General features: G+C 70.6%; 20 protein-coding genes. 13 read left to right on the top strand and 7 right to left on the bottom strand.

The genetic code is table 11. The features are described 5' to 3' along the window. The first annotated feature begins 20 nt into the window (after positions 1 to 20). Positions 21 to 869, top strand: coding sequence for a sulfurtransferase (locus tag ABD151_RS21450; RefSeq protein WP_343996917.1), 849 nt, complete (start codon positions 21 to 23; stop codon positions 867 to 869). A 2-nt stretch (positions 870 to 871) separates the two neighbouring features. Further along, positions 872 to 1,168, top strand: coding sequence for a DUF1416 domain-containing protein (locus ABD151_RS21445; RefSeq protein ID WP_343996915.1), 297 nt, complete (start codon positions 872 to 874; stop codon positions 1,166 to 1,168). Positions 1,169 to 1,177: 9 nt separating this feature from the next. Here the strand turns inward: ABD151_RS21445 and ABD151_RS21440 are convergent, their stop codons facing one another. From ABD151_RS21440 to dtd, 3 genes are all read right to left on the bottom strand, one after another. Next, a complete protein-coding gene (locus tag ABD151_RS21440) occupies positions 1,178 to 2,491 on the bottom strand; it encodes an O-antigen ligase family protein (RefSeq protein WP_343996914.1) in 1,314 nt (437 codons plus the stop codon). Beyond that, a complete protein-coding gene (locus ABD151_RS21435; protein ID WP_343996913.1) occupies positions 2,488 to 3,858 on the bottom strand; it encodes a tyrosine-protein kinase domain-containing protein in 1,371 nt (456 codons plus the stop codon). The genes ABD151_RS21440 and ABD151_RS21435 overlap by 4 nt, the downstream gene beginning before the upstream one ends. An 88-nt stretch (positions 3,859 to 3,946) precedes the next feature. Further along, on the bottom strand, positions 3,947 to 4,384 hold the full coding sequence (gene dtd, locus ABD151_RS21430) for a D-aminoacyl-tRNA deacylase (RefSeq protein ID WP_343996912.1): 438 nt from the start codon (positions 4,382 to 4,384) through the stop codon (positions 3,947 to 3,949). A 60-nt stretch (positions 4,385 to 4,444) separates the two neighbouring features. Here dtd and ABD151_RS21425 point away from each other — a divergent pair, with 60 nt between their 5' ends. From ABD151_RS21425 to mftF, 9 genes are all read left to right on the top strand, one after another. Continuing rightward, entirely contained in the window at positions 4,445 to 5,287 is an 843-nt protein-coding gene (locus ABD151_RS21425) for a beta-keto acid cleavage family enzyme (RefSeq protein ID WP_343996911.1), read from the top strand. 148 nt (positions 5,288 to 5,435) lie between these two features. Further along, positions 5,436 to 6,980 (top strand): sugar transferase, encoded by a 1,545-nt coding sequence (locus ABD151_RS21420; protein WP_343996910.1) that lies wholly within the window; start codon positions 5,436 to 5,438, stop codon positions 6,978 to 6,980. A 95-nt stretch (positions 6,981 to 7,075) separates the two neighbouring features. Beyond that, positions 7,076 to 7,177: a mycofactocin precursor MftA gene (gene mftA, locus ABD151_RS21415; RefSeq protein ID WP_343996909.1), complete on the top strand. Its 102-nt coding sequence runs from the start codon at positions 7,076 to 7,078 to the stop codon at positions 7,175 to 7,177. Positions 7,178 to 7,192: 15 nt separating this feature from the next. After that, positions 7,193 to 7,462, top strand: coding sequence for a mycofactocin biosynthesis chaperone MftB (mftB, locus tag ABD151_RS21410; protein WP_343996907.1), 270 nt, complete (start codon positions 7,193 to 7,195; stop codon positions 7,460 to 7,462). Next, the gene (gene mftC, locus ABD151_RS21405) at positions 7,462 to 8,784 is read left to right on the top strand and encodes a mycofactocin radical SAM maturase (RefSeq protein ID WP_343996905.1); all 1,323 of its coding nucleotides are present in this window, start codon (positions 7,462 to 7,464) and stop codon (positions 8,782 to 8,784) included. Before mftB ends, mftC begins: the two co-directional genes overlap by 1 nt. Further along, on the top strand, positions 8,784 to 10,016 hold the full coding sequence (gene mftD, locus ABD151_RS21400; protein ID WP_343996903.1) for a pre-mycofactocin synthase MftD: 1,233 nt from the start codon (positions 8,784 to 8,786) through the stop codon (positions 10,014 to 10,016). Before mftC ends, mftD begins: the two co-directional genes overlap by 1 nt. A gap of 4 nt (positions 10,017 to 10,020) precedes the next feature. Then, the gene (gene mftE / locus ABD151_RS21395; protein ID WP_343996901.1) at positions 10,021 to 10,797 is read left to right on the top strand and encodes a mycofactocin biosynthesis peptidyl-dipeptidase MftE; all 777 of its coding nucleotides are present in this window, start codon (positions 10,021 to 10,023) and stop codon (positions 10,795 to 10,797) included. Then, entirely contained in the window at positions 10,794 to 11,591 is a 798-nt protein-coding gene (locus ABD151_RS21390; RefSeq protein ID WP_343996900.1) for a mycofactocin-coupled SDR family oxidoreductase, read from the top strand. Before mftE ends, ABD151_RS21390 begins: the two co-directional genes overlap by 4 nt. Further along, positions 11,588 to 13,027 (top strand): mycofactocin biosynthesis glycosyltransferase MftF, encoded by a 1,440-nt coding sequence (gene mftF / locus ABD151_RS21385; RefSeq protein ID WP_343996899.1) that lies wholly within the window; start codon positions 11,588 to 11,590, stop codon positions 13,025 to 13,027. Before ABD151_RS21390 ends, mftF begins: the two co-directional genes overlap by 4 nt. On the opposite strand, the gene mftR is transcribed toward mftF, so the two are convergent. Continuing rightward, entirely contained in the window at positions 13,012 to 13,614 is a 603-nt protein-coding gene (mftR, locus tag ABD151_RS21380) for a mycofactocin system transcriptional regulator (RefSeq protein ID WP_343996898.1), read from the bottom strand. The two genes, mftF and mftR, sit on opposite strands and share 16 nt — an antisense overlap. A gap of 67 nt (positions 13,615 to 13,681) precedes the next feature. On the opposite strand from mftR, the gene ABD151_RS21375 reads away from it, so the two are divergent. Continuing rightward, positions 13,682 to 14,239, top strand: a complete 558-nt coding sequence (locus ABD151_RS21375) for an arsenate reductase/protein-tyrosine-phosphatase family protein (protein ID WP_343996897.1) — start codon at positions 13,682 to 13,684, stop codon at positions 14,237 to 14,239. A 15-nt stretch (positions 14,240 to 14,254) separates the two neighbouring features. On the opposite strand, the gene ABD151_RS21370 is transcribed toward ABD151_RS21375, so the two are convergent. Both ABD151_RS21370 and ABD151_RS21365 read right to left on the bottom strand, forming a co-directional pair. Beyond that, a complete protein-coding gene (locus tag ABD151_RS21370) occupies positions 14,255 to 14,668 on the bottom strand; it encodes a Fur family transcriptional regulator (protein WP_343996896.1) in 414 nt (137 codons plus the stop codon). Between the two features lie 4 nt (positions 14,669 to 14,672). Continuing rightward, complete coding sequence (locus tag ABD151_RS21365; RefSeq protein WP_343996895.1) at positions 14,673 to 15,167, bottom strand: heme-binding beta-barrel domain-containing protein; 495 nt, start codon at positions 15,165 to 15,167, stop codon at positions 14,673 to 14,675. Positions 15,168 to 15,223: 56 nt separating this feature from the next. Between ABD151_RS21365 and ABD151_RS21360 the strand changes: the two genes are divergently transcribed. Continuing rightward, complete coding sequence (locus ABD151_RS21360; protein WP_343996894.1) at positions 15,224 to 15,586, top strand: DsrE family protein; 363 nt, start codon at positions 15,224 to 15,226, stop codon at positions 15,584 to 15,586. Between the two features lie 12 nt (positions 15,587 to 15,598). On the opposite strand, the gene ABD151_RS21355 is transcribed toward ABD151_RS21360, so the two are convergent. Beyond that, the coding region (locus ABD151_RS21355; RefSeq protein ID WP_343996893.1) for a DUF222 domain-containing protein at positions 15,599 to 16,079 on the bottom strand (481 nt) is incomplete at its 5' end.

Genomic DNA, 16,079 nt, shown 5'->3' with positions numbered 1-16,079 from the left:
TCCATGCGAAAGAGAGAGAAATGAGCCGCGAGAACGTACTCGTCACCGCCCAGTGGGTCGAGGACAACCTGGAGACTGACGGCGTCGTGGTGATCGAGGTCGACGAGGACACCGCGTCCTACGACCGCAGCCACATCCGTGGTGCGATCAAGCTCGACTGGACCACCGACCTGCAGGACCAGGTCATCCGCGACTTCGTGAACAAGGCCCAGTTCGAGGCACTGCTCTCCGAGCGTGGCGTCGCCAACGATGACCTCGTCGTCCTCTACGGCGGCAACAACAACTGGTTCGCCGCCTACGCGTACTGGTACTTCAAGCTCTACGGCCACAAGAACGTGAAGCTGCTCGACGGTGGCCGCAAGAAGTGGGAGCTCGACGCCCGCGAGCTGGTCTCCGAGGTCCCGACCCGCCCGGCCACCACCTACGTGGCGACCGAGCAGGACCAGTCGATCCGCGCCTTCCGCGACGACGTCGTGGCCGCCATCGGCACCCAGAACCTGGTCGACGTGCGCAGCCCCGACGAGTTCGCCGGTCGCCTGCTCGCCCCGGCCCACCTCCCGCAGGAGCAGGCTCAGCGCGCCGGTCACATCCCCACCTCGGTGAACGTGCCGTGGAGCAAGAACGCCAACGACGACGGCACCTTCAAGTCCAACGAGGAGCTCGAGGCGCTGTACGCCGAGGTCGGCTTCGACGAGGACAAGGACACCATCGCGCTGTGCCGCATCGGTGAGCGCTCCTCGATCACCTGGTTCGTCCTGCAGGAGCTGCTGGGCAAGAAGAACGTGAAGAACTACGACGGCTCCTGGACCGAGTACGGCTCGCTGGTCGGCGTGCCGGTCGTTCTGGGCGACGAGCCCGGGGAGGCCTGAGCATGTGCGGTGCAACTGAGGGCGGTCTGCCGCTCGACGGTGTGAACGTGGCCAAGGAAGCCGTGGTCCAGGGTCAGGTCGTGCGGGACGGCGAGCCGGTCGGCAACGCCTACGTGCGCCTGCTCGACAAGACCGGCGAGTTCACCGCCGAGGTGCCCACCTCGGCGACCGGTCACTTCCGCTTCTTCGCCGGTGACGGCGAGTGGACCCTGCGCACGCTGGCCCCCAAGGCCGACGTCGTGGACAAGAAGGTCGTTGCCGCCACCGGCTCGGTGGCCGAGGTCCTGATCAGCATCTGATCCGGGCGGTCAACGCTTGCGAACGCCTCCGGCTCCTTGGAGCCGGGGGCGTTCGTCGTTCTCCGGATCCGGCTCCGCGGCGCGGCTGCGGGCCTCCGGGTTGGCCGAGACCACCAGGGCGAGCACCAGCACCAGCCAGATGTAGCGGTCCCAGATCAGCGAGGTCAGCAGCGCCGTCATCGCGTAGCCGATGGCGGGGTAGCCGATCCGGTGCAGCGGACGCGGCAGGGAGACCAGCGGCAGGCAGGTGGCGAGCAGGATCAGCACCCAGCCCACCAGGCCGAAGACGCCGATGCAGACGGCGATCTGCAGGTAGACGTTGTGCGCGTGCAGGGCGTCCTCGAAGCCGTTGCCCAGCAGGGGATGCTCGAAGAAGGCCTTGATGCCCTTGTCCAGCGCCTGCTCGCGCTCGATGTCGGAGTTGCTCGCGCTGCCGCCGCCGAGCAACCGGCCCAGGGCGTTGTCGCTGCGGGTCAGCAGGCGCTCGGCGAAGGGCAGGACCAGCAGTGCGGCGGCCATCAGCCAGCCGACGGCCTTGGTCGAGCGCTCGACGGCCACATAGAGCGCGATCAGCGCGATGATCACCAGCAGCGAGGCGCGCGAGCCGCTGATCCAGATCGCGAAGAGGTGGATGGCTCCCACGCCCCACCACAGCCACTGCCACGACGGCTTGGTGTGGCTGACGATGAAGGGGATCAGCGCCGCGGCGAGCACGCCGGTGAGGCCGAAGGCGTTCGGGTGCTCGGTCAGGCCGATGTAGCGACCGGTGTCGGCGGCGGTGCCCTCGACCAGACCCCAGCCGGTGCTGAAGACGGTGCCCAGCGCATAGGCCCGGGCCAGGTTGACGGTGACCTGGATCGAGGGCGCCCAGAGCAGGAAGGCGATCGGCAGGATCACCACGGAGGCGAGGAAGCGGGCGAAGAGGTTGGCGCTGACGAACGGGTCCTCGGCGTTCAGGGTCGCCACGATCCCCATCACCACGGCCAGGGTGACGCCGGCCAGGTAGAGCGGGGGGAGCTGGAAGCGGTGCACGAAGAAGCCAGGCGCCAGCAGCCCGAAGCCGACCACCAAGAAGATGTCGGCGAAGGTCACGAAGGTGGCGCCGGGCAGCGGCGTCGCGCCGCCCATCGGCCCGCAGAACAGGGCGATGGTGACGAACAGGGTGCCGGCCCGCTCCGGGCCTAGTTGGACGCAGATCGCGAAGCTCAGCGCCACCGCCGCGGCGACCGCGCCGAGGATCAGCGAGTCCCGCGCGGCCAGCAGCAGGCCGGCCAGCAGGACGACGCCGACGAGGTAGGTCGCCAGCGACTTGCCCCAGGTCATCGGACCGGGCGAAGCGTCTCTTCCTCGCCGTCTCCGTAGTAGTAGTAATAGTGGCTGGTGGCCCGGCGCGGAGCGCGGTTGATCACCACCCCGAACATCCGGGCGTCGACCTGCTGGAGGCGGCCGGTGGCCTGCTCGAGCTGGTCACGGGTGGTCTTGCCGTAGCGGACCACCATGATCGCGCCGTCGGCTGCGCGGGCCAGGATCGCAGCGTCCGCCACGGGGAGCAGCGGGGGAGCGTCGATGATCACCACGTCGAACATGGTGCGCAGCCGCTCGATCAGGTCGCGGGTGGCCTGCGACTGCAGGACCTCGGTGGGGTTGGGCGGCAGCGGACCGCCGGCCAGGAAGGAGACGCCGCTGGCCTGGTGCACCTGGATGCTCTCGGCCAGGGTGGACTTGCCGACCAGGACCGTGGTCATGCCCACCGAGGCCTCCAGGCCGAGGATGTCGGCGATCCGGGGGCGGCGCAGGTCGCCGTCGACCAGCAGCACGCGCTGGCCGGCCTGGGCGAGCGCGATCGCCAGGTTGGTCGAGGTGGAGGTCTTGCCCTCGCCGGGGATCGCGCTGGTGATCACGAACGAGCGCGGCTGGTTGTCGAGGTCGAGGAACTGCAGGTTGGTGCGCAGCACCCGGAACGCCTCGGCCCGCGGCGCGTAGCCCGACAGGTCGGTGAACAGCGGGTGCTTGGCCATCTCCGGGTCGTGCGCGAGGTGCGCGATCACGCCGGCGCCGCCGCTGTACTTGTCGACGTGCTCGGCGGTCTTGACGGTGTTGTCGATGACCTCGCGGAGCAGGGCGATGCCGATGCCCACGATCAGGCCGATGATGCCGGCGATGATCACGTTCAGCACAGTGCGCGGGGCGACCGGATCCGGGTCGTAGGAGGCGGCGTCCGCCACGGTGGCCCGGATCGGGGTGACCGCGCCCTTGGGGGCGTCGATCTTGCCGATGTAGTCGGTCATCGCCTCGGAGTGCACCCGAGCGATCTGCTGCGCGACCGCGGGGTCGGGATCGGTCACGGTGATGTTGATGATCACCGTCAGCGGCTCGACCTCGGCCTTGATCTGGTCGGCCAGCTCGTTGGGGGAGCGGTCGAGGTTCAGCTCGTCGATCACCAGCTGCATGATCTCGTAGTTGGTCGCCAGGTCGGCGTAGGAGGTCACCCGGCTGGTCGAGATGAAGTTGGCGGCGATCGCCTCGGTCGGATCGTCGACGTCGGTCGAGATGAAGATCCGGGCCTTCGACTCGTATTGCGGCGTCGCCAGGAAGGAGTAGACGCCGGAGGCGATGACGGCCAGCAGGAAGAGGGAGACGATCGTCTTCCAACGGCGCCCGAGAACGTGCAGGAGATCCTTGAGGTCCACACCAAGCCTTAGTGATCAATGGGGAAACTGGCGACGCGCAGTCAACGAAGCGTAGAGGCTCGGGTTACTGCGCCGCCGCCCTTTGGCATCAATCGCGAGCAGGCGAATCCAGGATCAGGGTGATCGGTCCGTCGTTGATCGAGGCCACGGCCATGTCGGCCCCGAAGATCCCACGCTGCACAGGGGATCCGGCGCGCTCGAGCTCGGCGCAGAAGGCGTCGTAGAGCGGTTCGCTGACGGCGCCGGGCGCGGCCGCCTTCCAGGTCGGGCGCCGGCCCTTGCGGGCGTCGGCGTAGAGGGTGAACTGGCTGACCACCAGGATCGGGGCGCCCAGGTCGCCGGCGGACCGCTCCTCGCGCATGATCCGCAGCTCGCGGACCTTGCGCGCCAGCCAGGTCACGTCCCGGGCGTCGTCGTGGTGGGTGACGCCGAGCAGGACGAGCAGGCCGGGCTCGCCGATCTTGCCGACAATCTTCCCGTCAACTGTCACTGAAGCCTCGATTACTCGCTGAACTACGGCACGCATCGGGAAAATCTTTCGCTCGGGGCTGTCGGAAGGACGCGTGATTCTGTCACGATGCCGGGTATGGAGAAGGTCAGTGCACAGCAGGTGATGATCACGGTCGCGCCCACCGGCGCGGAGACCAGCAAGCAGGCCTGCCCGGCCCTGCCGACGACGCTCAAGGAGCTGGTCGCCACCGCGCAGGAGTGCGAGGCTGCCGGTGCCGCGATGATCCACGTGCATGTGCGCGACGACGAGCACCTGCCCACCTTGGAGGTCGCTCGGCTCACGGAGACCGTCGCGGCGCTGCGTGAGGGCTGTGGGCTCGTCGTGCAGCTCTCCACCGGTGGCTCGGTGCATGACGGCTTCGACGCGCGGCTGCGGGTGTTGGAGGCGGGGCCGGACTCCTGCTCGCTGACCATGGGCACCACCAACTTCGGCGACGACGTCTTCGCGAACCCGTGGCCGTTCGTCGTCGACCTCTACCAGCTGAGTCAGGAGCGCCGGGTGGTGCCCGAGTTCGAGCTCTTCGACCTCGGTCAGGTGCATGCCCTGGGCCGGCTGCTGCGCGAGCACGGGCTGCCCTACGGAGGCCGGGTCCACGTCGACCTGGTGATGGGGGTGCCCGGGGGCATGCCGGGGGACCTGCCCACCATGGTCGCCGCCGTCGCGGCGCTGCCGGCAGAGGTGACCAGCTGGTCGGCCACCGGGATCGGTCGCAGCACGCTGCCGGTCGCGCTCGGCGCGCTGGCGATGGGCGGGCATCTGCGGGTCGGCATGGAGGACGTGCTGACCCTGGCGCGGGGCGTCCCGGTGGAGCGCAACGCCCAGCTGGTCGAGCGGGCGGCGGCGATGGCCGCACTCGCCCAGCGGAGCCCGATCACCGCGGCCCAGGCGCGCGAGCTGCTGGCGGTCGCGCCGCGCTGAGCGCGCTCCGGTCCAGACCGGCCCGAGCGAATTCACGCAGAACTCGCGCTGGCGGTGTGACCTCAGGTTCGTTGGCTCGTTGACCCGGTGTCAGCACGTGGGGCGCTGTTGACGGCGTACCGCGCGATCCGTTGAGTCGGGGATAGCCATGAGCGAGTTGATGCGTGAGGTTGCGATCGGCTCCGGCGCGCCCGCGGTACCGGCCGCCCGGCGTGAGCTGGCCCCGGCGTCGGCACCGGTCCTGCCGACCGGTTCGCTCGCACGGCGGATGTGGCGCCTGGTCGTCGTGATCGCGGCGGTGGACGCCGCCCTGCTCGCCTTCACCTCCTTCATCGCGGTCTCGATGCGGGCCTGGCTCGACGGCATGATCGCGCCGTCCCAGGAGACCCTGGTCTTCTCGATCAACAACGGCATCACCCCGTGGCTCTTCGTGGCCTGGTTCTGCTGCCTGGTCGGCTTCGGGGCCTATGCCCGGCGCAACCTGGGCGGCGGGCTGGAGGAGTTCCGGGTGGTGGCGATGGCCTCGGGCATCGCGGCCGGGGCGGGTGGCACGCTCGCTTTCCTCACCCAGAGCTACCTGTCGCGCGGCTACTTCATCGTCTGCTTCGCCGGCGGCACCGCGATGCTGCTGACCGGTCGGTACCTGGTGCGCAAGGTGCTGCACCTGCTGCGCTCGCGGGGATACCTGCAGGAGCGGGTGGTCGCCGTCGGCAGTCCGGCCGCGCTCGGCGAGATCCAGGCGAACTTCGATCGACTGCACTGGACCGGGTACACCCTGGTCGGTGCCTGCCTGCCGGGCAGCGCGGCGTCCGGGGGCGCCGCGCTGCCGGCCGATGTGCACGGCGTGCGGGTCTTCGGCGGCACGGACCGGCTGGTGGCCGCCTGTGAGGCGACCGGCGCCGACACCGTGCTGGTGGCCGGTGGCGGACACGAGTCGGCCGCCGCGTTGCGGGACATCGGCTGGGCGCTGGAGGGGCACCAGGTGAACCTCGTCGTGGCTCCCGCGCTGCTGGACATCGCCGGCCCGCGGATCCACATGCGCCAGGTCGGCGGGATGCCGCTGGTCTACGTCGACAAGCCGCAGGTGAGCCGGGCCCAGGGCCTGCTCAAGCGGAGCTTCGACCTGCTGGTCGCCTCAGCGATGCTGCTGGCTGCTGCGCCGGTGATGCTGCTGGCTGCGCTGGCGATCAAGGCGGACGACCGGGGCCCGGTCTTCTATCGCCAGGAGCGCAGCGGTCGCGACGGCGTCCGGTTCGCGATGTGGAAGTTCCGCTCGATGGCGGTCGACGCCGACCAGCGGCTGGCCGAGCTGGCGGCGCACAGCGACACCGACGGCGTGCTGTTCAAGATGAAGGACGACCCCCGGGTGACCCGGGTGGGGAAGTGGCTGCGCCGGTTCTCGATCGACGAGCTTCCGCAGCTGTTCAACGTGATCCGCGGTGAGATGAGCGTGGTCGGGCCGCGCCCGCCGCTGCCGGCCGAGGTCGAGGTCTACCCGGCGCACATGCATCGACGGCTCCTGGTCCGTCCTGGCCTGACCGGTCTGTGGCAGGTCTCCGGGCGCAGCGACCTGCCCTTCGACGAGGCGGTCCGGATGGACCTCTACTACGTGGACAACTGGTCGCTGGTGGGCGACATCCTGATCATGCTCAAGACGATCCGAGCGGTCGTCCTGAGCCGCGGGGCCTACTGACGTAAGTTTTATTCGCGAACCCCTGGATTTATGGCAACGAGTGCCATTAACCTCCTGGGTGTGGCGCACGCCACCCCGACACCAGGAGGTTGCCCATGAACACCCAGATCGACCCGATCGACGGTGCCGACGAGCAGATCACCGCAGACATGCTGATCGAGGAAGTCTCGATCGACGGCATGTGCGGCGTCTACTGATCTGCGGGGGCTCCGATGCTCGACCAGGCATGGCAGCTCTCGCCCGCGGTGGCCCTTCGGCCCGAGCCGTTCGGCGCGTTGGCGTACCACTTCGGCAATCGTCGTCTCACCTTCCTGCGCCGCCCCGAGCTGGTGCGGGTGGTGACGGCGCTGGCGGAGTGCGATGACGTGCGCTCCGCCCTGCTGGAGGCAGGAGTGCCGGAGCCCCAGTGGGCGGCCTACGCCGCCGCCCTCGACTCGTTGGCCCAGGCCGACATGATCCGTCCCCGAGAAGGAGCAGCCTGATGACGACCCTGCAGAATCGCGAGGCCGCCCCGGCGCGACCGCTCGGCGGCACCCTGATCGAGCAGTTCGAGCTCGGTCTCGACGCCCCGATCTGCCTGACCTGGGAGCTCACCTACGCCTGCAACCTGGAGTGCGCGCACTGCCTGTCCAGCAGCGGTCGCCGCGACCCGCGCGAGCTCAGCACGGAGCAGTGCGAGGCGGTGATCGACGAGCTGCAGCGGATGCAGGTCTTCTACGTGAACATCGGCGGCGGCGAGCCCACCATCCGCCCGGACTTCTGGCACCTGCTGGAGTACGCCGTCAACCACCAGGTGGGCGTCAAGTTCTCCACCAACGGCGTGCGGCTCGACGCCGAGCGTGCTGCGTTCCTGGCCTCGCCCGCCTGCAACGGCTATGTGGACGTGCAGATCTCCCTGGACGGCGCGACCGCCGAGGTCAACGACTACGTGCGGGGGCCCGGCTCCTACGACACCGCGCTGCGGGCGCTGGCGAACCTGCAGGACGCCGGGTTCAAGGACGCCAAGATCTCGGTGGTCTGCACCCGGCAGAACATCGGGCAGCTCGACGAGTTCAAGGCACTGGCCGACCGCTTCGGTGCCACTCTGCGACTGACCCGGCTGCGGCCGAGCGGCCGGGGCGCCGACGTCTGGGACGAGCTGCACCCATTGCCGCACCAGCAGCGTGAGCTCTACGACTGGCTGATGGCACACGGCGAGAACGTGCTGACCGGTGACTCGTTCTTCCACCTGGCGGCGTTCGGCGAGTCCCTGCCGGGGCTCAACCTGTGCGGCGCGGGCCGGGTGGTCTGCCTGATCGACCCGATCGGCGACGTCTACGCCTGCCCGTTCGCGATCCACGACAACTTCCTGGCCGGCAACCTGCTCGACGAGGGCGGATTCCAGAGGGTCTGGCAGACCTCGGCACTGTTCACCGAGCTGCGCTCGCCGCAGACCGGCGGAGCGTGCTCCTCCTGCCAGTTCTTCGACTCCTGCCGGGGCGGCTGCATGGCCGCGAAGTTCTTCACCGGTCTACCGCTCGACGGGCCCGATCCCGAGTGCGTGCAGGGATATGGCGAGCAGGCGCTGGCCGGGCCCCGGGAGATCCCGGCCGCCAGCCAGGACCACTCAAAGGCCAACCCCACCCGCAACCAGCCGGTGATGCTGACGTTGAGCCGGCGTCCCGACGAGCTCTCGCTGCCTGCCGCGCCGCCGGTCTCGGCCTGCGCGGAGAACCCGTTGGCCGGCTTCGATCCGGCCTCCCTCGACACCCTCCCCGGCGGCTGCGGTTGCAGTGCCGGCGGCACCGGAAAGGCATGCTGCTGATGAAGATCGAGAACCCCTGGAAGCAGAACCCGTGGTTCGAGTCCGTCGCCGTCGCTCAGGAGCGCGCCCGTCGACGGTTGCCCAAGCCGGTCTACGGCGCGCTGGTGGCAGGCTCCGAGCGCGGTCAGTCGATCGCCGACAACCAGGCTGCCTTCACCGAGCTCGGCATGGCACCGCACGTCGTCGGCGCCACTGCGGAGCGGAGCCAGAGCACGACGGTCTTCGGCCAGCAGATCAACTCGCCGGTGATCATCAGCCCCACCGGGGTCCAGGCGGTACACCCCGACGGGGAGGTCGCCGTCGCCCGCGCTGCTGCGGCCCGCGGCACCATCATGGGCCTGTCGAACTTCGCCTCCAAGTCGGTCGAGGAGGTCGTCGCCACCGGCGCGACCACCTTCTTCCAGATGTACTGGACCGGCGACCGCGACACCATGATCCAGCGGATGCAGCGGGCCCACGAGGCTGGCTCGAAGGGCCTGATCGCCACCCTGGACTGGTCGTTCTCGATGGGGCGCGACTGGGGCAGCCCGGAGATCCCGGAGAAGGTCGACCTCAAGACGATGGTGCGGATGGCTCCGCAGGTCGCCACCAAGGTGCGCTGGGGCATGCGGTTCCTCAAGGCACGCAACATCCCCGACCTCACCGCGCCCAACCTGGCCCCGCCCGGTGGTGCCGCGCCGACCTTCTTCGGTGCCTACTACGAGTGGATGACCACCCCGGCGCCGACCTGGGAGGACGTGGCGTGGATGCGCGAGACGTGGTCGCAGATCAGCGGCGGTGCACCGTTCGTGCTCAAGGGCGTCTGCCGCATCGACGACGCGCTGCGTGCGGTCGACGCCGGCGTCGCCGGGATCTCGGTCTCCAACCACGGCGGCAACAACATCGACGGCACCCCGGCCGCGATCCGGATGGTCCGCCCGATCGCCGAGGCCGTCGGCAGCCAGATCGACGTGGTCATGGACGGCGGCGTGCGGCGTGGCTCGGACGTGGTCAAGGCGGTGGCACTCGGCGCCAAGGCGGTGCTGATCGGTCGCGCCTATCTCTGGGGCCTCGCCGCCAACGGCCAGGCCGGTGTGGAGAACGTGATCGACGTGATCAACGGCGGCATCGACTCCGCGATGCGGGGACTCGCCGTCTCGTCGCTGACCGAGCTCACCCCCGAGCACCTGCTGGTGCCGGCCGGCTTCGACCGCGCTCTGGGCGCCGACCCGGCCCGGCACCTGGTCGGCTGAACCGATGCCCGGCACGGACCGCTCGGTGCTGATCCTGGACGACCTGACCTGGCCCCAGGTGCCCGAGGACGCCCTGGTGCTGGTGCCGATCGGCTCCACGGAGCAGCACGGCCCGCACCTGCCGCTGAGCACCGACACCTCGGTGGCGGCCCGGGCCGCGCACGCGGCTGCCGAGCTGATCGCCCTCGGCCGGCGCGACGCAGGTCGCGGACCGGTGCTGCTGGCTCCCGCCCTGCCGTACGGCGCATCGGGGGAGCATCAGGGCTTCGCCGGCACCGTCTCGATCGGCACCGAGGCGCTGGTCGTGGTGCTGATCGAGCTGGCCCGCTCGCTGCGGCTCTGGGCCGGCTCGGTGGTCTTCGTCAACGGCCACGGCGGCAATGTGATGGCCCTGTCGCGGGCGGTGACGCAACTGCGCGACGAGGGGCACGACGTTGCCTGGGTTCCCTGCGCGAACGGTCATGCGGACGCTCACGCCGGCCACACCGAGACCTCGTTGCTCCTGCATCTGGCGCCCGAGAAGGTCGCGGTGGAGCTGGCCGAGGCAGGGGACGTGCGCCCGATCGGCGAGATCCTCGCGGAGCTGATCCGCAGCGGGGTCCGCGGCGTCTCGGCCAATGGCGTGCTCGGCGACCCGAGGACCGCCGACGCCGAGGCGGGCCGGGAGCTGTGGCAGGAGCTGGTCGCCGACGTCGCGCGCCGGGTCCTCGGCGGGCAGGGTGACGCCCGCGGCTGCCTGACGGCGCCCGCTGCCATCGGCGAGCCGGCGGAGTCGCGGTGAACGCCCCGCGGAGTGCGTTGGTGACCGGCGCGGCACGGGGGATCGGAGCCGCCACCGTGGCTGCGCTCTGCGCGCAGGGGTATCGGGTGCTGGCGTTGGACTCCTGTGCGGGCACGCAGAGGCCACCGGGTGTGGTCGGTGCGCTGGCCACCTCCGACGACCTCGACGCCGTGGTCGCCGCCCATCCGGACCAGGTCCTCGCGGTGGTCGCCGACGTCCGTGACCAACAGGCGCTGGAGCGGGCCGCGGCGCGCGCCGTCGAGGAGTTCGGGGCGCTGGACGCGGTGGTGGCGGCGGCCGGCGTGATCGGCGGTGGGCGCCCGCTGTGGCAGACGCCTGCCGAGGACCTGACCGCGCAGTGGGAGGTGAACGCACGTGGCGTCTGGAACACGGCCGCCGCAACGGTTCCGCACCTGCTGGCCAACCCCGACCCGAGCCGGGCACGCTTCGTCGCGATCGCCTCGGCCGCCGGCCAACGGGGCATGTTCGGGCTCGCTGCCTACGCGGCCAGCAAGCATGCGGTGATCGGCATCGTCCGTGGGCTGGCGGCAGACCTGGTCGGAACCGGCGTCACCGCGGTGGCGGTCGCCCCCGGTGCCACCGACACGGCGATGCTGCGGGCCACCGCCGAGCTTTACGGCCTGCCGGACACCGAGGAGCTCAGCGCGCACCAGCTGCTGCGTCGTGCGATCGACCCCGCCGAGCAGGCAGCCGTGATCGCCCTCTGCTGCTCGCCGGAGGGCGCCGCGCTCAACGGATCGGTGGTCTCCGCCGACGGCGGATTCGTGGGATGAGCACCCTCCCTGACCGTGCGGTGGTCCGGCTGGTGCCGGCCGCGCGCTGGCTCGATGGGCAGACGCTCATCGGCGGCAGCCCGGCCCGCTTGTTCCGGCTCACCAGCGCCGCTCGCCGGCTGTTCGTGGACGACGCGATCGCCGTCCGCGACGGCGCGAGCGCTGCGCTCGCCACCCGGCTGCTGCGTGCCGGGGTCGCCGAGCTCGACCTGGAGACCGTCGCCCAGCTGCAGCGGAGCGAGGTCACGGTCGTGATCCCGATCCGGGGCCGGGCCGCGTCCTTGCGCAGGCTGTTGGAGTCGGTGCCCTCCGGCTGCGCCGAGGTGATCGTCGTGGACGACGGCTCCTCGCCACCGGAGGCGGCTGCGATCCGCGACGTCGTCGGTGACCGGCCCGGACATCGGGTGCTCCGGCTGCCGGTCAACCAGGGGCCGGCGGCCGCCCGCAACGCCGGGCTGCGCGCGGCTCGGACCAGGCTGGTGCTCTTCGCCGACTCGGACGTCGTCCTCGACGCCGCCGCGGTGGATCGACTGCTGCGACACTTCGCCGATCCGGCGCTGGCCGTGGTGGCGCCGAGGATCGCGGCCCTGGACGGCTCCGGGGAGTCCTGGCTCGCTCGCTACGAGCAGGGTGCGTCGGCCCTCGACATGGGTCAGTTCTCCGGCGTGGTGGCCCCGCGCAGCGCGGTCGGCTGGGTGCCGAGTGCCTGCTGGCTGGCCGCTGCCGACCTGCTCGGCGACGGCTTCGATCCGCAGATGAGAGTGGCCGAGGACGTCGATCTCTGCTGGCGCCTGCACACGGCGGGCGGTGTGGTGCGCTACGACGCCGACGCGGTCGTCCGCCACGAGCACCGGGTGGGCTGGGGTGCGTGGCTGGAGCGGCGCTTCCACTACGGAACGGGCGCGACCGCCTTGGCGCAGCGACACGGCGACCTGGTCGCGCCGGCCGTGCTCGCGCCGTGGACCGCGGCGCTCCTGCTGGCACTGGCCCTGCAACGGCGTGGTGCGGTGCCGCTTGCGGCGGCGGCCTGGGTGGTGGGGTGGCGCGGTTCGGCCCGGCGGCTCCCCGGGCCGGCGGGCACTGCCCGGCGTCAGGCGCTCTCGTTGAGTGCGCGCGGTGCGCTCAGCGCGGCGGAGCAGGTGCCGGCCTTGATGCTCCGCCACGGCTGGCCGTTGAGTCTCGCGCTGAGCCTGGGCTCGCGGCGGGTCCGCCGGATGCTGGTTGCCAGCCTGATCGTCGACGGGGTGCGTGCCCGACAGCGCGCGGACGTTCCGCTCGACCCGTGCCGACATCTGCTGGCGCGGCGCCTGGACGACCTCGCCTACGGCGCGGGTGTGTGGACCTCGGCATGGCGGGGGCGCTCGGTGCGGGCTCTGCTGCCTGCCGTGGTCCGCGGCAGAGGTGCCCGGCCCGGGGCCGCTCAGTCGGACAGGTAGCCGCGGAGGTGGTCCATCGACCGGGCCAACACCTCGGTCAGCGACGCCTGGTCGTCCTCGAGCCAGGTGTCGTAGGACGCCAGCGCCAACGCCAGGCTGACCTGGCCGATGGTGCGCGGCAGGAGCTCGGTCGGCGCGCAGCCGGTCCGCTCGGCGACGTACTCGGCGATCACGTCGCGCCACTGGCCGTAGCGCAGCACCGAGTGCGCCTGGAGCGCCGGCGTCCGCAGGATCAGCAGCATCCGCTCGCGGTGCGGCGGGGAGGCGTCCGCAGGGAACGTGTTGAACTCCAGCACGGCGCGGTGAACGGCCTGCCAGAGCGGGACGTCGTCACCGTCGCGGCGCAGCACCGCGCGGAAGTGATCGAGGGTCTGGTCGAACTGGCCCCACGGGATGTCGTTCTTGGAGTCGAAGTAGCGGAACAGCGTGCGCTTGCCGACGCCGACCTCGCGGGCGATCGCGTCCAGCGTGGTCTGCTCGAAGCCGTGCTCGGCGAACAGCCGGAAGGCAGCCTGCTCGATCTCGGCATGCGACGTCGCCCCCGGGCGACCGCGTGTCCGCTCCCCGGACCGGCTCTGCTCGGACATCAGGCGGAGCCTACCAACCGGCGAGGGCCCTGGTGGGCGCATCCGAGCCGGGAACTAGGCTTCCCGGGTGCGCCCCACTGTGCTCTTCGTCTGCGTCGCCAACATCTGCCGGTCACCGGTTGCCGAGCGACTCTTCGAGCTGCGCCTGGCGGACGCCGGGTTCGGCGGCTCGGTGGAGGTCGCCTCGGCGGGCGTCCGGGCGATCGACGGCCGGGAGATGGCACCTGAGTCCCAGCGCACGTTGGTCGAGCGTGGTGGGAACGCCGAGCGCTTCGGCTCGCGGATCTGCGACACCGAGCTGCTGGCACACGCCGACCTGGTGCTGACCGCGACGCGCGGGATCCGCTCGGCGATGCTCGCCGACACGCCGCAGGCGCTGCGCCGCAGCTTCACCCTGACCGAGTTCGTGGCCCTCGCCGAGGAGGTCGTGGCACGCGGACCTGCCCCGGAGGACATGGCCTCGCTGATCGCCTCCTGCGCGATGGTGCGGGGCTCGGTGCCGGTGCCCGAGCCGGACATCGCCGACCCGTACGGCAAGGCGCCGAAGAACTACGACCTGGCGGCCGAGCAGATCGACGACGCCGTCACCCGCCTGGCTGCACTGCTGGGGCCGATCGTCGCCTAGTGGCCCGGGTCGCCACTAGCTCGTTGCGCAGTCGACGCAGGTGCCGAACATGGTGAGGTGCCCGACGTCGGGGATGAAGCCCTCCTGCGTGCGCAGGCGTGCGATCACGTCGTCGAGGATCGCGGGGTCCACCGAGATCACCTTCTGGCAGGCGCGGCAGACCAGGTGGAAGTGCTCGTGGCTGCCGAGGGCGTGGTAGGTCGGCGCCCGATCCGAGAGATGCGTGTGCCGCACCAGGCCGAGCTCCTCGAGCACCTCGAGGTTGCGGTAGATGGTGGAGAGGTTCACCGCGGAGGAGCGCTTGCGGACCTCGGTGAAGACCTCGTCGGGCGTGGCATGCCCGAGGGTCTCCACCGCAGCGAGGATCAGCTCCCGCTGCGGGGTGAGGCGCTTGCCGCTGCTGCGCAGCCGGTCGGCGAACTCGTTCATCGTGCTACTGCCGCTTGAGTCGTGCCCACAGGTGCGGCTGGAGGGCCTGGTCCATGGCGGCCATGTCGTAGGCGTAGAGCAGGTCGCCCTCGACGTTGCCGTACAGACGGTGGCCGGCCTGCACCTTCTTGGCGGTCTCGGTGGTGGCGATCGCGTCGGTGGTGATCTCCAGCTTGCCCTCGCCGGCGGTGCCGTACCAGATCTCGGCGACGCCGGAGCTGTGCACCAGCAGCACCTCCACCTTGCCCTCGGGCTGGCAGCGCACGAACCCGGTCTCGATGGCGGCGTCGCGGACCTTGTTGCCCTCGTCGTCGACGATCCAGGAGCGGGCCATGTAGTGGAAGAACGGGCGGCCGTCGTGGGTGAAGATCAGCTCCTGGCCGTACTGGAACTTCTCGATGGTGGGGTAGTCACCGTGCCCGTTGCCGCGCCAGGTGCCCAGCATCCAGGCGAGCGGGGCGCAGTTGGGGTGGAGGTTCTCAGGGAGCTCGAACGGCATGCGGGCCAGTCTAGTGGTGAGCGGCGCTGCTTCCGCGCAGCATTAGGCTCAGGCCCATGACACGCTCTCTTCTGGTCAAGGTCACCTGCGGCGCCGACGAGCCGGAGCGTTGCAACCAGGCGTTCACCGTCGCTGCGGCTGCGGCAGCGTCCGGCGTGGAGGTGGGCCTGTGGCTGACCGGTGAGGCCTCCTGGTTCGGTCTGCCCGGACGCGCTGAGGAGTTCGAGGTGCCGTTGGCCACGCCGCTGGCCGACCTGCGCGACACCATCCTGGCGGCCGGCCGGATCACCGTCTGCACGCAGTGCGCGGACCGGCGTGAGATCACCGCCGAGCAGCTGCTGCCCGGGGTCCGGATCGCCGGAGCAGCGGTCTTCGTGGAGGAGGCGCTGGGCGAGGGCGTCCAGGCGCTCGTCTACTAGGCGGCCCCGCCCTTACCTGCGCCGGGTGAAGCGGATGCCTCCGTGGGGGAGGTGTTCGACGGTGTAGGTGGGGTCGTGGATGTAGTGGTGGTGCTTGCTGCACAGGAGGCTGCCGTCGGCCAGGTCGGTGTTGCCGCCGAACCAGGGGAAGTCCACTTCGCACCAGGTCGCCGGAACTCGGCAGTTCTCGGCTAGGCAGTAGGGGTGGATGAGGGCGAGGGCTCGGTGTTGGGCGGCGCTGTAGAAGCGCTTGGTTCTGCCGAGGTCGAGCGGCTGGCTCTCTCCGCCTAGGACGGCGGGGATGATGCCGGCGTTGCAGGCGAGGCGTCTTGCTTCGCCTGCGGAGATCCTGTCGTGGAAGCCGTCGCGTTGGGTGGTCAGGGTGGCGGTGCCGATCTCGTTGCGCAGCGCGTCGAGGCTGATGGTGACGACGACGGTGGTGGCGTCTCCGCCGTGCAACGGCAACCGCTTCGGGTCGAGGGTCTCCAGGAGG

Origin of the sequence: Nocardioides dubius, from assembly GCF_039528155.1 — a bacterium.
GTDB lineage: Bacteria > Actinomycetota > Actinomycetes > Propionibacteriales > Nocardioidaceae > Nocardioides > Nocardioides dubius.
Note: the sequence above shows the minus strand (reverse complement) of the source record. Positions and strands in the feature narration are given on the sequence as shown.

Excerpts from the sequence above, each read along its gene's own strand:
- mftE (WP_343996901.1), top strand. The coding sequence starts at position 10,021 with ATGCCCGGCACGGACCGCTCGGTGCTGATCCTGGACGACCTGACCTGG.
- mftR (WP_343996898.1), bottom strand. The coding sequence starts at position 13,614 with ATGTCCGAGCAGAGCCGGTCCGGGGAGCGGACACGCGGTCGCCCGGGG.
- ABD151_RS21440 (WP_343996914.1), bottom strand. The coding sequence starts at position 2,491 with ATGACCTGGGGCAAGTCGCTGGCGACCTACCTCGTCGGCGTCGTCCTG.
- mftA (WP_343996909.1), top strand. The coding sequence starts at position 7,076 with ATGAACACCCAGATCGACCCGATCGACGGTGCCGACGAGCAGATCACC.
- dtd (WP_343996912.1), bottom strand. The coding sequence starts at position 4,384 with ATGCGTGCCGTAGTTCAGCGAGTAATCGAGGCTTCAGTGACAGTTGAC.
- mftF (WP_343996899.1), top strand. The coding sequence starts at position 11,588 with ATGAGCACCCTCCCTGACCGTGCGGTGGTCCGGCTGGTGCCGGCCGCG.
- ABD151_RS21425 (WP_343996911.1), top strand. The coding sequence starts at position 4,445 with ATGGAGAAGGTCAGTGCACAGCAGGTGATGATCACGGTCGCGCCCACC.
- ABD151_RS21365 (WP_343996895.1), bottom strand. The coding sequence starts at position 15,167 with ATGCCGTTCGAGCTCCCTGAGAACCTCCACCCCAACTGCGCCCCGCTC.
- ABD151_RS21370 (WP_343996896.1), bottom strand. The coding sequence starts at position 14,668 with ATGAACGAGTTCGCCGACCGGCTGCGCAGCAGCGGCAAGCGCCTCACC.
- ABD151_RS21360 (WP_343996894.1), top strand. The coding sequence starts at position 15,224 with ATGACACGCTCTCTTCTGGTCAAGGTCACCTGCGGCGCCGACGAGCCG.
- ABD151_RS21420 (WP_343996910.1), top strand. The coding sequence starts at position 5,436 with ATGAGCGAGTTGATGCGTGAGGTTGCGATCGGCTCCGGCGCGCCCGCG.
- mftB (WP_343996907.1), top strand. The coding sequence starts at position 7,193 with ATGCTCGACCAGGCATGGCAGCTCTCGCCCGCGGTGGCCCTTCGGCCC.
- ABD151_RS21445 (WP_343996915.1), top strand. The coding sequence starts at position 872 with ATGTGCGGTGCAACTGAGGGCGGTCTGCCGCTCGACGGTGTGAACGTG.
- mftC (WP_343996905.1), top strand. The coding sequence starts at position 7,462 with ATGACGACCCTGCAGAATCGCGAGGCCGCCCCGGCGCGACCGCTCGGC.
- mftD (WP_343996903.1), top strand. The coding sequence starts at position 8,784 with ATGAAGATCGAGAACCCCTGGAAGCAGAACCCGTGGTTCGAGTCCGTC.
- ABD151_RS21450 (WP_343996917.1), top strand. The coding sequence starts at position 21 with ATGAGCCGCGAGAACGTACTCGTCACCGCCCAGTGGGTCGAGGACAAC.